Annotated in this window: 15 protein-coding genes; 7 read left to right on the forward strand and 8 right to left on the reverse strand. The window is 69.5% G+C overall.

What is annotated here, in order from left to right; translation table 11 throughout:
* Positions 1–75 precede the first annotated feature (75 nt).
* On the reverse strand, positions 76–432 hold the full coding sequence (locus JLI01S_RS03360; RefSeq protein ID WP_068259921.1) for an MmcQ/YjbR family DNA-binding protein: 357 nt from the start codon (positions 430–432) through the stop codon (positions 76–78).
* Complete coding sequence (locus tag JLI01S_RS03365; RefSeq protein ID WP_068259923.1) at positions 429–881, reverse strand: MarR family winged helix-turn-helix transcriptional regulator; 453 nt, start codon at positions 879–881, stop codon at positions 429–431. Before JLI01S_RS03365 ends, JLI01S_RS03360 begins: the two co-directional genes overlap by 4 nt.
* 96 nt (positions 882–977) lie before the next feature.
* Here JLI01S_RS03365 and JLI01S_RS03370 point away from each other — a divergent pair, with 96 nt between their 5' ends.
* The gene (locus JLI01S_RS03370) at positions 978–2,426 is read left to right on the forward strand and encodes an MFS transporter (protein ID WP_068259926.1); all 1,449 of its coding nucleotides are present in this window, start codon (positions 978–980) and stop codon (positions 2,424–2,426) included.
* Between the two features lie 68 nt (positions 2,427–2,494).
* Entirely contained in the window at positions 2,495–3,325 is an 831-nt protein-coding gene (locus JLI01S_RS03375) for an alpha/beta fold hydrolase (RefSeq protein WP_068259929.1), read from the forward strand.
* Between the two features lie 103 nt (positions 3,326–3,428).
* Here JLI01S_RS03375 and JLI01S_RS03380 read toward each other — a convergent pair whose 3' ends face one another.
* Positions 3,429–4,400, reverse strand: coding sequence for a hypothetical protein (locus JLI01S_RS03380; RefSeq protein ID WP_068259931.1), 972 nt, complete (start codon positions 4,398–4,400; stop codon positions 3,429–3,431).
* A gap of 122 nt (positions 4,401–4,522) precedes the next feature.
* Between JLI01S_RS03380 and JLI01S_RS03385 the strand changes: the two genes are divergently transcribed.
* Positions 4,523–5,044, forward strand: coding sequence for a peptidylprolyl isomerase (locus JLI01S_RS03385; RefSeq protein WP_068259933.1), 522 nt, complete (start codon positions 4,523–4,525; stop codon positions 5,042–5,044).
* A gap of 6 nt (positions 5,045–5,050) precedes the next feature.
* Entirely contained in the window at positions 5,051–5,950 is a 900-nt protein-coding gene (locus tag JLI01S_RS03390) for a rhomboid family intramembrane serine protease (RefSeq protein WP_068259935.1), read from the forward strand.
* Positions 5,951–6,149: 199 nt separating this feature from the next.
* On the opposite strand, the gene JLI01S_RS16580 is transcribed toward JLI01S_RS03390, so the two are convergent.
* Positions 6,150–6,548, reverse strand: coding sequence for a cell division protein CrgA (locus JLI01S_RS16580; protein WP_245634512.1), 399 nt, complete (start codon positions 6,546–6,548; stop codon positions 6,150–6,152).
* 131 nt (positions 6,549–6,679) lie between these two features.
* On the opposite strand from JLI01S_RS16580, the gene JLI01S_RS03400 reads away from it, so the two are divergent.
* The 3 genes from JLI01S_RS03400 to JLI01S_RS03410 are packed head-to-tail and all read left to right on the forward strand — an operon-like array spanning position 6,680 to position 9,101.
* Positions 6,680–7,429 carry a DUF881 domain-containing protein gene (locus tag JLI01S_RS03400; RefSeq protein WP_245634513.1) on the forward strand — a complete coding sequence of 250 codons (750 nt, stop codon included), beginning with the start codon at positions 6,680–6,682 and terminating at the stop codon, positions 7,427–7,429.
* Between the two features lie 16 nt (positions 7,430–7,445).
* Entirely contained in the window at positions 7,446–8,102 is a 657-nt protein-coding gene (locus JLI01S_RS03405) for an aminodeoxychorismate/anthranilate synthase component II (protein ID WP_068259940.1), read from the forward strand.
* Positions 8,103–8,117: 15 nt separating this feature from the next.
* Positions 8,118–9,101: a YihY/virulence factor BrkB family protein gene (locus JLI01S_RS03410; RefSeq protein ID WP_084349170.1), complete on the forward strand. Its 984-nt coding sequence runs from the start codon at positions 8,118–8,120 to the stop codon at positions 9,099–9,101.
* Between the two features lie 11 nt (positions 9,102–9,112).
* On the opposite strand, the gene pknB is transcribed toward JLI01S_RS03410, so the two are convergent.
* From pknB to JLI01S_RS03430, 4 genes are read right to left on the reverse strand one after another with little or no spacing between them, the layout of a single operon-like run.
* Positions 9,113–10,984: a Stk1 family PASTA domain-containing Ser/Thr kinase gene (gene pknB, locus JLI01S_RS03415; RefSeq protein WP_068259942.1), complete on the reverse strand. Its 1,872-nt coding sequence runs from the start codon at positions 10,982–10,984 to the stop codon at positions 9,113–9,115.
* Positions 10,985–11,033: 49 nt separating this feature from the next.
* On the reverse strand, positions 11,034–12,488 hold the full coding sequence (locus JLI01S_RS03420; RefSeq protein WP_068259945.1) for a peptidoglycan D,D-transpeptidase FtsI family protein: 1,455 nt from the start codon (positions 12,486–12,488) through the stop codon (positions 11,034–11,036).
* Positions 12,485–13,858, reverse strand: a complete 1,374-nt coding sequence (locus JLI01S_RS03425) for an FtsW/RodA/SpoVE family cell cycle protein (protein ID WP_068260124.1) — start codon at positions 13,856–13,858, stop codon at positions 12,485–12,487. Before JLI01S_RS03425 ends, JLI01S_RS03420 begins: the two co-directional genes overlap by 4 nt.
* Positions 13,858–15,093, reverse strand: coding sequence for a Stp1/IreP family PP2C-type Ser/Thr phosphatase (locus JLI01S_RS03430; protein WP_068259948.1), 1,236 nt, complete (start codon positions 15,091–15,093; stop codon positions 13,858–13,860). The genes JLI01S_RS03425 and JLI01S_RS03430 overlap by 1 nt, the downstream gene beginning before the upstream one ends.
* Positions 15,094–15,095: the final 2 nt, after the last annotated feature.

A 15,095-nucleotide genomic window follows, 5' to 3' on the forward strand; every position in this document is an offset into this window, starting at 1 on the left:
TCTGGTCTGTCCGAGCACGACTCATGGACGTGCGGCGCCCGGTCGGTCCCTTCGAGGCTCGGGCCCGGGCGGCCCTCACGCCTCAGGACGAGCCTTCTTGGGCAGCTTGGCGATGATCGTGGCGTAGGAGTCCTCGACCGCCTCGAGCAGCTCTTCCAGCGGGATGGCGCCGTCGATGGTCAGCGTGTTCCAGCCGCTCCGGCCGATGTAGGGCATGACCGAGGCATCGTCCGGGTAGCGAGCCAGCCACTCGTCGGCCTCTTCGCGTGAGGCGCCGGCCTTGACGCCGACCGAGGTCGCGCCGAGGAAGGCGAAGATCTTGCCCGCGTCGCGTGGCCCGACCTTGGCCACCAGGTCGCCCTCCCAAGGCTCGTCAGGCCAGGCACCGGGAAGGGAGAGGGCGTGCTCGCGGACCGATCCACCTGAGGTCATGGACCCAGCGTGGCATGGGAGGCCTCGTCGAGCCCCTCCACGAAGGTCGCAAGCTGCTGGAGAAATCGGTCCTGGTCCTGACGCGGGATCGCAGCGAGGGCTCGCTCGTAGACCTCCGTCAGGCGCGCCATGTCGGAGCGGAAGCGGGCCCCCCCTTCGTCGCTCACCGTCACGACATAGGCGGGCGAGTCCTCGGGCCGTGAGCGGACGATGAGTCCGGAGTCGAGGGCAGCGTGGACCTGACGGTTGACGGTCGACTGCTCGAGATCGAGCTCCTCGGCGAGCTGCCGCAGCGTGCGCGGCTGCCCGTCCCGTAGGAGCCACAGCAGCCGTCCCTCGGCGACCTTGAGCTGCTGCCCGGCCTCGACCCCACGACGGACGGTGGACCACCGGGTGGCCACCCGGATCGCCGTCCAGGCGGGTCCGTCATCGGGCGTGAGGAAGGTCATGCGTTGGCGCCTTTCGTGGGGACCTGTTGATGTGTAGAGTACACATGGTCAGTTTGTGTATCGTACATATCCCACTCGGGACAAGGATTTCTCCGCATGCCCCCTTCGTCGCCGGCGACCACGCCCGCACGCTTCTCCGCCAACCTCGTCATCGCGGCCCTGTGCCTGGGCAGCCTGAGCGGCGCCCTCATGCAGTCGCTCGTCATCCCCATCCAGAGCGAGCTGCCGCGCCTGCTGAGCACCGACGCAGGGAATGCCTCCTGGGCGGTCACGGCGACACTCCTCGCCGCCGCCGTCACGATGCCGGTCACCGGTCGTCTGGCCGACATGTTCGGCAAGAAGAAGGTGCTCGTCGCCTCCGCCGCGCTCCTCGTGCTCGGCTCCGTCATCGCGGCCCTCTCGAGCGGCCTCGCACTCTTCCTCGTCGGGCGGGCGCTGCAGGGCATGGCGATGGGCTACATCCCCGTCGCCATCAGCCTGGTCCGTGAGATCGCGCCCGTGGAGAAGCGGGCTGGTGCGGTCGCGGTCGTGAGCGCCACGATGGGGGTCGGTGGCGCCATCGGGCTCCCGCTCTCGGCCTGGATCGCCCAGGACTTCTCCTGGCACGGCCTCTTCTGGTTCTCCGCCGTCCTCGCCCTCGTCGCCCTCGTCACCACCGCAGTCGTCGTGCCGTCGGTCCACGACGCCCACCCGGCGCACATCGACGTCTCCGGCATCATCGGCCTGGCCGTCGGCCTCTGCGCCGTCCTCATCGGCATCAGCAAGGGGTCCGATTGGGGCTGGGCATCCGGTCGCACGGCGGGCTGCATCGCCGGCGGGCTGGTCGTCCTGCTCGTGTGGGGCTGGTACCAGTTGCGCCACGACGACCCCATCGTCGACCTGCGCACGACCGTGCGTCGTCCCGTGCTCTTCACCAACATCGCGGCGCTGCTCATCGGGTTCGGGATGATGGCACAGATGATCGTCGTGCCCCAGCTGCTCGAGATGCCCGAGGCCACCGGCTACGGCCTCGGCCAGTCGATCCTCGAGGCGGGCCTGTGGATGGCCCCCGGCGGACTGATGATGATGGTCTTCGCGCCCGTCTCCAGCCGGCTCATCAACAGCATCGGCGCCAAGCTGACCCTGGCCATCGGCGCGGTCGTCATCAGCGCCGGCTATCTCGTCGCACTCGGCCTGATGAGCGCCCCGTGGCAGCTGATGGTCGCCAGCCTCGTGGCCAGCGCGGGTGTCGGCATCGGCTACGCGGCCATGCCCACGCTCATCCTCGACAATGTGCCGGAGCACGAGGCCGGTGCGAGCGTGGGGGTCAACGGCCTCATGCGCTCCGTCGGCACGACGATCGCCGGCGCGGTCATGGCCGCGATCCTCACCAGCCGCACGATCTCCCTCGGTGGCCACGTGATCCCCGACCAGTCCGCCTTCCAGCTCTGCTTCCTCGTCGGAGCCGCTGCCACGCTCGCCGGTGCGTTGGTCTGTCTGCTGATCCCGCGCCAGCGGACGCAGCAGGTGGAGCCCGAGCCGGAGCCGCTGCCGGTCAACGCCTGAGCGCGGCGGGGGTGCGCTGTGCGGAACACCCCCTTCGCGGCCGACCCGGAGCCTCTAGGTTGCCGAGCATGAGCACTGTCGAGACCGCCAACCCAGAGATCGCCGTCACGATTGACGTCAACGGCATCGCCACCAACCACCACGACGTGGGTGAGGGCGATCCCGTCCTGCTGATCCACGGCTCGGGTCCGGGCGTCAGCGCGTGGGCCAACTGGCGCACCGTGCTGCCCGAGCTGTCCAAGCAGCACCGGGTCATCGCCCCCGACATCCTCGGTTTCGGCTACACGGAGCGCCCCGACGGTGTCACCTATGACATGGCGACGTGGACCGAGCACCTCGTGGGTCTGCTCGACGCCCTGGGGCTCGACCGGGTCGCCATCATCGGCAACAGCTTCGGCGGGGCGCTCGCGCTCAATGTCGCGACGCACCACCCTGACCGCGTGAGCAAGCTCGTCCTCATGGGCGCTGTCGGCGTCCCCTTCGAGATCACCGAAGGCCTGGACAGGGTGTGGGGCTTCGAGCCGAGCCTGCCCAACATGGTCGACCTCATGGACGTCTTCGCCTACGACCGTTCGCTGCTCACCGAGGACCTGGCCAAGCTCCGCCTCGAGGCGGCGACCCGCCCGGGGGTGCACGAGGCCTACAGTGCGATGTTCCCCGCGCCCCGGCAGCGCTCGGTCGAGGCCATGACCGTCCCCGACGCCGACATCCGCTCGCTGACCCAGCCCACGCTGATCGTGCACGGTCGCGACGACGAGGTCATCCCGCTGAGCAACTCGATGCGCCTCAACGAGCTCATCGAGCAGTCCGAGCTCCACGTCTACGGCCAGTGCGGGCACTGGGTGCAGATCGAGCACACCGCCGGCTTCACCCAGCTGGTCGGCAACTTCCTCGCCTGAGCGGGGCAAGACGAAGGGGTCGGTCCGCACGATGCGGACCGACCCCTTCGAGACGCTTGCTGCGCAAGCTCCTCAGGGAGCGCTGCTGCAGCGGTGGGTGACGTCAGGCCTTGCTGTCACCATCGACCGGGAGGTCGCCACCGAGGTGGTCGGTCGACAGGTCCGTGCCTTCGGAGGTGTCCGACGTGGACGGGACCGCCGAGTTGTCGGCCCAGTCGCGGGCCGAGCTCCAGGCATCATCGCCCTCCGCGGTCTCCGCACCGGCCTCGGGTGCATCCGCGACCGGAGCCGCGGCCAGCGGGTCCGTGACGTCGGCACTGTCGACGACCGCAGCGGCGGGTGCGACACCAGCAGCAGCGGCCGGAGCCGGGGTGGACGGGACGGTGGACTCGCGGCCGGTCGCGGGCGCCTTGTAGGGGTCGCCTGCGGGGACGGCCCACGGGTCCTTCTTGGGGCCCTGCTTCTGCTTGGCGACGACGGCGGCGATGCCACCGGCGACGAGCGCGAGGAGCAGCAGTTTCAGCCCGCGACGCTTCTTGGGCTTCTCCCCCTTGGCGGCGGCGAGCGCCAACTTGGGGTCCTGCTCGTCACGCAGGGCAGCGATGACATCGGGAGCGCGGTGCGCGGCCTCGTCCGCAGCCTTGCGGCTCGCGGCGGCACCGGCAGCAGCCAGACCCGACGCGGTCGTGACGACCTTGGGCAGGACGTCGTCGACGAAGGTGTCGCGCAGGTCCTGCACATCACTGCCGGCCTTGTTGCCCTGCTTGCGCGCCTGCTTGGTGGCCTTGCGCACCTTCTTGCGGGCGTCCTTCTTGCCCTTCTTGGCGTCCTTGGCAGCCTGCTTCCTGGCCTCCTGCGCCTGCTCACGCAGGTCGGCGGCACGGGCTGCGGCGGTCTCCCGCGCGGCGGTGGCGTGGTCGGCTGCGGAGCCCTTGAGCTCGTGAGCGCGCTCGGTGCCCTGCTCGGTCTGCGCGGCGACCTTGTCGATGATCTCGTGGACCTTGAGCGACGTGGCTTCGGCGGTCTCGTGAGCGCGCACGCGGCCACCCTCGACCTTGTTGTTCTTCTGGAACACACTTCCTCCTGCGGACGTGGGGTACTCCCCCATCCTGCACCGGATCCGTCGCCGAGGAAACCGAAGGGGCCGATGAGCCCCACCACGTCCACGCCTCGGAAGGGCTGACTACGATGGATCGCATGAAGGCGATCCTGCACACGACCCATGGCGACATCTCCATCGAGCTGTTCCCCAACCACGCTCCCAAGACCGTCGACAACTTCGTCGGCCTCGCCTCTGGCGAGAAGGAGTACAAGGACGACGCCGGGCGGACCAACCCGACCAAGTTCTACGACGGCCTCGGCTTCCACCGGATCATCCCCGGCTTCATGATCCAGGGCGGCTGCCCGCTCGGTCAGGGCGTCGGCGGACCCGGCTACGAGTTCGACGACGAGATCCACCCCGAGCTGACCTTCGCCAAGCCGTACCTGCTGGCCATGGCCAACGCGGGCAAGCGAGGAGGCAAGGGCACCAACGGTTCCCAGTTCTTCGTCACCGTCGGCGAGACCCCGTGGCTCAACGGCAAGCACACCATCTTCGGCGAGGTCGCCGACGGTCCCAGCCGTGAGGTCGTCGACAAGATCGCCGCTGTCCCCACGGGTGCGATGGACAAGCCGGTCGAGCCGGTGGTCATCGAGTCCGTCGAGATCGTCCAGGACTGATCCACGATGTCGCAGCCGCCGTCCGGCCGGGTGCCGGACGGCGGCCCCGGCACCGAGGTCCCCACCTGTCCCCGACACCCAGACCGGGTGTCCTACATCCGCTGCCAGCGGTGCCGCCGCCCGGTGTGCCCGCAGTGCCAGCGCAGCGCCGCCGTCGGTGTCCAGTGCGTGGACTGCATCCGTGAGCAGGCCAAGGGGATCCGGCCGCAGGTCACCGTCTTCGGTGGCCGGGCGGGCGCCGACCGTCCCTATCTGACCATCGCGATCATCGCGATCTGTGTCGTCGTCTGGCTGGGCGAGCTGCTCTCCCCCCGCGTCTTCCAAGAGGTCGCCTTCGCGCCGGCCCTCGGCACGAGCGAGCCCTGGCGCCTGATCACCTCGGCCTTCGCGCACAGCCCGACCCAGCCGATGCACATCATCTTCAACATGCTCGCGCTGTGGATCGTCGGCGGCTACCTCGAGCGCATGCTCGGGTGGGCCCGCTACCTGGCGATGTACCTCGTGACCGCCCTCGCCGGCTCCGTGACCTGGCTGCTCTTCCAGCCCGTCGACCCGAGCAACCAAGGGGCCTGGGTCCCGGTGGTGGGCGCCTCCGGGGCGGTCTTCGGCCTCTTCGCCGCGGTCATCGTCCTCAACCGGCACCTCGGCCGGGACAGCTCGTCGATGATCGCGACCATCGGGATCAATGCGGTCATCGGCTTCGTCGTCCCCAATGTGGCGTGGCAGGCCCACCTCGGTGGGCTCGTCGCCGGTGGCCTCCTCGCATTCGCGATCGCCGTCTCGCGCAGCCAGCGTCGCCCGGCCCTGGCCTGGGTCGCGTTCGGGGCCGTGCTGGCAGTGGTCATCGCGCTGGCTGTGGGCAAGTACGCCTCGTCCCCAGCCCCGGTCCTCATCCCCTTCGTCTGAGGGTCCGGGGCAAGAACCCCGGGATTCCGGGAGTTACACCCGTGTCATTTGTCCCCAACTGTGAACAAGCCTGTGGATAACCTCAGTTGTCCACAGGCTTGTGTGCACAGAGGTGGACGCACAGAGGCCGCACTGCCCGTGGGCAATGCGGCCTCTGCATGCGCTGACCGGTCCGTGGTGGGGACGCGGGAGCGGCGGGCTACTTCCAGCGGGTGGTCATCGCAAACCCGGCGAGGATGAAGGCGAAGCCGCCACCGAGGTTCCACCGCCCCCAGGACTCGACCGGGTACTGCTCCTGGGTGATGTAGAAGGTCACGACCCACACCAGCCCGATGAGCATCAGGCCGAGCATGACGGGGACGAACCACGCCGGGTTGCCGATGCGCTGCGCCTTGACCTTGTGGCGGGCCTTGGTCTCGGCCTTGTCATCCTCCGCCTGGGCGGCCGCGCGCTTGCGCGGGTCACCGGAGCGCTTGGCAGCGCCCTTGTCCTTGGCCGCCCCCTTGCCCGTGGCGGTGGTCGACGTGGTCGTGGTCTCGCTGGTGGTCACGTCCGTGGTGCCGGTCGTGTCCTTCGCGTCGTCGGCGGACTTCGCCACAGGGTGCTCCTTCAAGGATGGTGCGGTTCGTGGCCTAGCGTAGAGCCCAGAGCCCGACCAACCGAGCGAAGGGGGTGCGCCCTGTGCCCGACGAACGCCCGTCACCTGACGAGACCCGCTTGGGACCACGCGTGCGCACCTGGCTCACCCAGCGACCGAGCCGCTGGTCCTCCCTCGTCCCGGTCATCGCCCTGGGGGCCGGGCTGCTCTTCGCCACGTCGAGCACCACAGCCCGCGGCACGGACCTGCGCAGCGAGGCCACGGGCCTGCCCGACGTCATCCGTGAGCGCACCATCGACAACGAGCGCTCGGGCAAGCGGGTGGAGAGCCTGCGCAGCGACGTCGACGGGCTCACCCGTGACGCGGCCCCGGGCAGCACCCGTCTGCAGGAAATCTCCCGCCAGACGAGCGCCCGCAGCCAGGACGCCGGCCTGACCCCCGTCGCCGGCCCGTCGCTGACCGTCTCCCTCGACGATGCGGACCTCGCCGCGAGCGAGGTGCCGGAGGGCTTCACCGTCGATGACATCGTCGTGCACCAGCAGGATGTCCAGGGTGTCGTCAACGCGCTGTGGCGAGGCGGTGCCGAGGCCATGCAGATCATGGACCAGCGGGTGATCTCCACCAGCGCGGTCCGCTGTGTCGGCAACACCCTCATCCTCCAGGGGCGCGTGTACTCGCCGCCCTTCACGATCACCGCCATCGGCGACCCGGACGAGCTGCGCCAGGCGCTCGACGACGACCCGGCCGTCGACATCTACCGGCAGTACGTCGACGCGGTGGGGCTGGGCTACGAGGTCACGACCGAGGAGACGACGCAGCTGCCCGCCTTCACCGGTCGCACCCGGCTCGAGTACGCCCGACCGATGCCTGAGGGCGGATGAGGGACATACTGTCCGAGTGACCCAGATCCTCGTCGTCGACAACTACGACAGCTTCGTCTTCACCATCGTGGGCTACCTCCAGCAGCTCGGTGCGGAGACGACCGTCGTGCGCAACGACGCCGTCGTGCCAGCTGATGGCGCGGACTTCGATGGCGTCCTGATCTCTCCCGGACCCGGTACCCCCGAGCTCGCAGGCGTCTCCACTGCGATGATCGAGGCCTGCGCCGAGCGCGCGCAGCCGATGCTCGGGGTCTGTCTCGGGCACCAGGCCCTCGGGATCGTCCTCGGAGCGCGCGTCGGTCGCGCGCCCGAGCTGCTGCACGGCAAGACGAGCCGGGTCCTGCACGACCAGACCGGAGTCCTGGCGGGGCTGCCCTCCCCCTTCACCGCGACCCGCTACCACTCGCTGACGATCGACCCGACCACCGTCCCGGACGCCTTGGTGCCCAACGGCCACACGGAGTCCGGAGTGATCATGGCCGCTCAGCACCGCGACCTGCCGCTGCACGGGGTGCAGTTCCATCCCGAGTCGGTGCTCACGGAGGGTGGGCACCGCATCCTGGCCAACTGGCTGGCGCTGACCGGTGATGACGGGGCGGTCGGCCGTAGCGAGGGGCTGTCCCCCCTCGTGCGTGACGTCGAGGGCGTGGCCCGAGCCGCTGCCGCCGGCTGACGGGGAGGACCCGCCGTGAGTGATCCGACGATCGGTCCGTTGGATCGTCTCCAGCGTCGCCACCCTGTCATCGGTTTCCCCATCGCCGTCGTCTACAAGTTCTTCGACGACTTCGGCGGGTACCTCTGCGCGCTCCTGACTTACTACGGGTTCCTCTCGCTCTTCCCCGCGTTGCTGCTGCTGTCCACCGCCGTCGGCTTCGTCCTGCAGGGGCAGCCCGAGTGGCAGGAGCGGATCCTCGACTCGGCCCTGTCGGACTTCCCCATCGTCGGGGACGAGCTGCGCAGCACCGGCACCCTCGGCGGGGGACCGGTCGGACTGCTCATCGGTGGGCTGGCCGCCCTCTACGGCGGGCTCGGCGTCGGCCAGGCACTGCAGTACGCCAACAACACCGCGTGGATGATCCCGCGCAACTCCCGCCCCAACCCCTTCGCCAGCCGTGGACGGGGGCTCCTCCTGCTGGCCGTCGCCGCAGCGACGATCGTCGTCACCACCGGCCTGACGACGTACCTGCAGTGGCTGGTCGCGGGCGGCTACACGGCCTGGGCCATCACCATCGCCTCCATCGCCCTCAACACGGGGGTCATCGGGCTGGTCTTCATCATCTCGACGACCCGACCCCTCGACCTGCTCGACGTACTGCCCGGCGCGGTCCTGGCGGCCCTGGCCTGGCAGGGCATGCAGTCCGTCGGTGCCGTGTACGTCAGCACGGTCATCGAGCGCGCGAGCAATCTCAACTCGGTCTTTGCCCTCGTGCTCGGGCTGCTCGTCTTCCTCTACACGATGGCGGTCGTCACCATGCTGTGCGTCGAGGTCAACGTCGTGCGCAAGGAGCACCTGTGGCCGCGGGCGCTCCTCACCCCCTTCACCGATCAGGTCGTGCTCACCGGTGCGGACCAGCGTGCCTACTCACGGCACGCAGAGGCCCAGCGGCTCAAGGGCTTCCAGCGCATCGACGTGTTCTTCGACGAGGCCCGAGGGCGCGACGAGGAGGACTGACGCCCGGAGGGTCAGGGGCTCGCCGGCGACCGGGTCGTGATGCTCGTCGAGCGGGTGCTGCTCGGCTCGCTGGTCGACGAGGTCGGGGAGTCCGTCGGGCTGTCCGTCGACGTCGGTGTCGAGGTGGGCTCGTCGGTGGAGGTGTCCGAGGGCTCGCTCGTCTCGCTCGGACTCGACGTGGTGGTGACCGTCTGGGCCGGCTCCCTCGCCACGACGAAGGTCACCGTGCGACCCTGCTTGATCGTGCCCGCACCGGGACTCTGGTCGAGGATCGTGCCCTCCGGCTCGGAGGACTCGCGCGTGGTCTCCTTGATCTTCAGCTTCAGTCCGAAGATGTCGCTGCGCACGTCGTCGATCTTCTTGCCCGTGTAGTCCTTCAGGTCCACGTCACCCGAGGCGACGACCAGGTCGACCTTGGTCCCCTTGGCCACGGACTCGGCAGCGCCGGGGCTGGAGCTGAGGACGTGGTCGGCCGCCTGGTCGGGACTGTCCTCGGTGGTGACCTGACCGACGGTCAGCCCGGCATTCTCGATGGCCCGGGTCGCCTCACCACGCTCCATCCCCACGACGCTGGGCACGCCGGCCTCGTCAGGGCCGGCGGAGACCTCGACGACGACGGTGTCACCCTCGGGCACACTCGTGCCCGGGGTCGGGTTCTGGCGCACGACGGTGCCGACCGCCGCGTCATCGGTGACGGTCTCGACATCCGCCGTGAGCTGCACCTGCTCCAGCTTGGCGACCGCTGCGTCCTCGTCCATGCCGACGACGCGAGGGACGCTCACCTGGATGATCTCCTCGCCCTGGCTGGCATCCCAGGCAAACCACCCGAGCAGGGCGATGGGGATCAGCAGGAGCGCGGCCATGAGCCACCCCAGGCCACCCCCACGGCGACGAGCCTGGGCTGCGGGCATGGAGGCGGTCTCAGGGTCCTGACGGGGCACCGGCTCGGCCCGCGGTGCGGCGAGCGGCAGCGTGGTCGTCGCTGCGTCCAGACGCTCGGTGGCGATGGGGCTGATCGGCATCCCGCCGCGGTAGGCGCCCAGGTCCTCCGCCATGGCTTTGGCGTCGGGGTAGCGCTCGTCCCGGTCCTTGGTCAGCGCGTGGTGGACGATCGCGTCCAGCTCCGGCGGGACTGAGGGCTCGATGGACGAAGGGAGGGGGATGTCGGCGTTGACGTGCTGGTAGGTGAGCGCGATGGGCTCACCCGTGTACGGCGTGCGTCCCGTGAGCAGCTCGAAGAGCAGGCACCCGGTGGAGTAGACGTCACTGCGTTTGTCGACCGTCTCGCCGCGTGCCTGCTCGGGGGAGATGTACTGGGCGGTCCCGATGACGGCCTGGGTCTGCGTCATCGTCGCCTGGGTGTCGGCGATCGCCCGGGCGATGCCGAAGTCCATGACCTTGACGCTGTCGTCGTCGGAGATCATCACATTGCCGGGCTTGATGTCGCGGTGCACGATGCCCATGTTGTGGCTGTAGTCGAGGGCCTCGAGGACCTGCTGGACGATCCTGGCGGCCTCGGTGGGCTCGAGGGTGCCCGTCTCCGAGTCGTTGAGCAGCTCCCTGAGGGTGTACCCGTCGACGTACTCCATGACGATGTACGGGATGTCCAGGGGGGCGCCGCCGGTCTCGATGATCCGCTCCTCGCCGGAGTCGTAGACGGCCACGATCGAGCGGTGGTTCAGCCCGGCGACGGACTGGGCCTCCCGGCGGAAGCGGCCGAGGAAGGCGGCGTCGCGGGCGTGGTCCGTACGCAGGATCTTGATGGCAACCGGGCGACCCAGTCGCGTGTCGTGACCCAGGTGGACCTCGGCCATGCCGCCACGGCCGATGAGCTCGCCGACCTCGTAACGTCCGCCGAGCAGGCGGGGTGCCGCTGTGCTCATCGTGTCTCCCTGGGCTTGCCGGTCGAAGTGGTCTGGTGTCGGGTCGTGATCACTGGAGGGCCGCCTTCATCACAGCAGCACTGATCGGTCCTGCGACCGACCCGCCGTACGCCTCGCTGCCGGCCCGTCCGCCGTCCTCGACGACGACGGCCACGGCGATCTGGGGGTTGTCGGCCGGGGCGAACCCGGTGAACCAGGCGTGCGGGGGCTGACCGGTTTCGTGCTCAGCGGTGCCGGTCTTGCCGGCGACGCTCGTGCCGGGCACGGCGGCCTGGGTGCCGGTGCCCTTTTCCACGACGAGCTGCATCATGTCGGTGAGCGTGTCGGAGGTCTCCGGCTCCATGGCCTTGGACAGCTGCTCCGGCTTGGTCTCGCTGATCGTCGACAGGTCTGAGCCGAGGACGGACTGCACGAGGTGGGGCTTCATGACCACGCCGTCGTTGGCGACCGCGGAGGTGACCATGGCGATCTGCAGGGGCGTGACGCGCACGTCGTACTGCCCGATGCCGACCTGGGCCTCCTGCGCCGGGCTCATCTGCCCGGGGAGGGTCGAGGGCGTGACCTTCATCGGGACCTCGAGGTCGTCGCCGAAGCCGAACTTGCCGGCCTGCTCACGCATGGCGTCGCCACCGAGCTCCATACCCAGCCACCCGAAGGCGGTGTTGCACGAGTCCTGCAGGGCGACGGCGAGACTCACCTTGTCGTCGGGGCCGCAGGCGCCGGGGTGCGAGTTGGGCAGGCCGACCTCCGTCTGGGGCAGGTCGAGGACTGCTGGCCCGGGGATGGAGGAGTCCCCGGTCCAGTCGCCGCTCTCGAGGGCCGCCGCGGCGGTCACGATCTTGAAGACGGACCCGGGCGGGTAGAGGTTGCCGGAGATGCTGCGGTTGACGAGCGGACGCGCCGGGTCGCCGTTGAGCGCTTCCCAGGCCTTCTTCTCGGTCGAGGGGTTGTGGCTCACGAGCGGCGTCGGGTCGTAGCCGGGGTGGGAGACCATCGCCAGGATCTCGCCGGTGCGGGGGTCGAGGGCCACGACGGCGCCGCGCTGGTCGCCGAGGGCCTCTGTGGCGGCCTTCTGCACCTTGGGGTTGATCGTCAGCTCCAGGCTGGCGCCCTTGGGTTCGCGTCCGGCGATCGTGCCGGTGACCCTGTCGTAGAAGAGCTTGTCGTCACGGCCGGAGAGCAGGCCGTCCTCCGCGGACTCGATGCCTCCGCCGGGCCCGTAGGTGAAGGAGTTGTAGCCGGTGATGTGGCTGTAGAGCCTGGGCTCGCTGTACGTGCGCTGCCACTGCAGGTCGTCGTCGGTGGGCGTGGAGCTGGCGATCGGTCGGCCGCCGATGAGGATCTGACCGCGCTCGCGGGCATAGCTCTCGAGCTGGGTGCGGCGGTTGCCCGGACGGTCGTTGATGTCCTGCGAGCCGAGCACCTGGATCCACGTGCTCGATCCGAGCAGGAGGACGAAGAGGAGCGAGACGAGCATGGACAGACGTCGGATCGGCTGGTTCATCGGGCCTTCACCACCTGGGTGGGGGCATCCATGGAGGCAGGGTCGAACTCCGGCTCGGGACGACGTGCGTGGTCGCTGATGCGCAGCAGGATCGCGATGAGCGTCCAGTTGGTCAGCAGCGAGGACCCGCCGTAGGCGACGAAGGGAAGGGTCAGCCCGGTGAGGGGGATGACGCGGGTGACGCCACCGATGACCACGAAGACCTGGATGGCCAGGACGAAGGTCAGGCCCGTGGCCAGCAGCTTGCCGAAGCCGTCACGCAGGCCGATGGCGGAGCGCATGCCACGCTCGACCAGGAGTGCGTAGAGCATGATGATCGCGAAGATGCCGATCAGGCCGAGCTCTTCGGCGAGGCTGGTGAAGATGAAGTCGGACTCCGGGAGCGGCGTCAGCCACGGCCGGCCGCGCCCGAGCCCGGTGCCCGAGATCCCGCCGGCAGCCATCCCCATGATCCCCGTGGCCAGCTGGCCGCACTGCTGCATGCCCTCCTCGGAGAAGGTGTCGGTCCAGCACAGCACGCGCGTCTGCACGTGGGAGGCGAACTGGTAGACGATGAGCGCTCCGCCAGCCGCCAGACCGAGGCCGAGGACGACCCACGAGATCCGCTCGGTGGCGACGTAGAGCATGGCCACGAAGAGTCCGAAGATGAGCAGCGTGGTCCCGAAGTCGTTCTCCAGGACGAGCACCATCGCTGCCGCGAGCCAGGCGATCACGAGCGGACCGAGGTCACGCCCGCGGGGGAAGGTCATCCCCAGGAACTTGCGTCCGGCGAGGGCGAGCATGTCGCGGGTCTGCACGAGGTACCCGGCGAAGAAGATCGCGAGCAGGATCTTGGCGATCTCGGCCGGCTGGAAGGTGAAGGCGCCCAGCTTGATCCAGATCTTGGCTCCGTAGACGGAGTGGCCCAGAGGGGTGAGGGGCAGGGCGATGAAGACGAGGGCGGCAAGACCTGCCGTGTAGGTGTAGCGGCGCAGCACGCGGTGGTCGCGCAGGGCGATGAGCACCGCGAGGGCGATCCCGACGCCCAAGCCGGTCCAGATGAGCTGGCGCAGTGCCAGGCCCGAGCTGAAGTCTCGCCCGGCGGCCAGATCCAGTCGATGGATCATCACCAGGCCGATGCCGTTGAGCAGGGTGACGATCGGCAGGATGATCGGGTCAGCGTAGGAGGCCCGCCAGCGCAGGACGAGGTGCACGGCGAGGGCGATGCCCGCGAGGATGCCGGTGTGCCCGAGCAGGTCGGGTGGCACCTCACCGGACTCCGCCACGGAGACATTGACGTAGGCCAGGATCACGACGCCGATGGCCAGCGCCGTGAGCACCAGCTCGACATTGCGACCGCGTGCTGGCGTGATGGTCGTGATGGCCCGCATCATCGGCCGCAGGGCTCCCCGGTGGCTCGCAGCTGGCCACACTTCTTGGCGGCGACCCGCAGGCTGTCGACCCTTTGGTCGGCGGAGGTCCGGGAGTCGACCGAGATGGTGGCCTGGACCTCGTCGCGGTAGAAGGAGGGCAGCTCCGACAGCTCGATGTCGGTCTGGTCGACGGCGGAGTGCAGGGTGATCGGACCGAGGTCCTGTGAGACGCCGCGGTAGATCGTGACCCGGCCGTCCTGCGCGCCGACGTAGTACTGCTGCTGGGTCCACGCGTACGCCGCGTAGGCGACGGCACCGATGAGCAGGAGGGCCACGCCGAGGCCGCCGATGCGGCGCACCCACCGTCCTGCGCGACTGGAGGAGCGCTCCTCGTCCAGCTCCACCCCTTCGTCATCGTCCTGGGCGGTCAGGGCCGCGGCGCGAGCAGCCGGCGAGTTGTCGACGCGCTTGGCCGGACGTCGCAGGGCCGCAGAGCCGACGACCTGGGGTTGCGTGGAGGGGGTGGACCCGGACTCGACGACGTCGGCAACGATGACCGTCACGTTGTCGGGTGCACCGGCTCGCATGGCGAGCGAGACGAGGGAGTCGGCGGCGCGACCGGGTGGGGTGCCGCCGGCGAGGATCTCCTCGATGGTGTCGAGGGCGACGAACCCGGACAGGCCGTCGGAGCAGAGCAGGTAGCGATCCCCGAGGCGGGCCTCACGCGCGCCCACGTCGGGCTCGTCGTCGACGGCGCCGGTGAGGACGCGGGTGACGACGGAGCGCTGGGGGTGGGTGCTGGCTTCCTCTTCGGTGATCCGACCCTCGTCGATGAGGGTCTGGACGAAGGAGTGGTCCTTGGTCACCTGTGCCAGGCGTCCCTCACGCAGGAGGTAGGCGCGCGAGTCACCGATGTGGGCGAGGATCAGCTTGTTGCGGGCTCGCATGATCGCCGTGACCGTCGTGCCCATGCCTTCGAGCTCGGGGTTGTCGGCGAAGGTGCGGGCGATCTCCTGGTTGGCGGAGGTGATCGCCCGGCTCAGCTGGGTGGACGCCTCGGACGCGGTGAGCGAGTCGTGGTCGATCTCGACGAGCTCGGTGATGACGGTCGCGGAGGCGATGTCGCCCCCGGCGTGCCCGCCCATGCCGTCGGCGACGACGAGCAGGTGCGGCCCCGCATAGCCGGAGTCCTGGTTGTCCTTGCGGACGAGGCCGACGTCGGAGCGGGCCGCGAAGTGGAAGGTCAGCGCCATCG

Origin of the sequence: Janibacter limosus NBRC 16128 (assembly GCF_001570985.1) — a bacterium.
In the GTDB taxonomy this organism is placed as follows: Bacteria; Actinomycetota; Actinomycetes; order Actinomycetales; family Dermatophilaceae; genus Janibacter; species Janibacter limosus.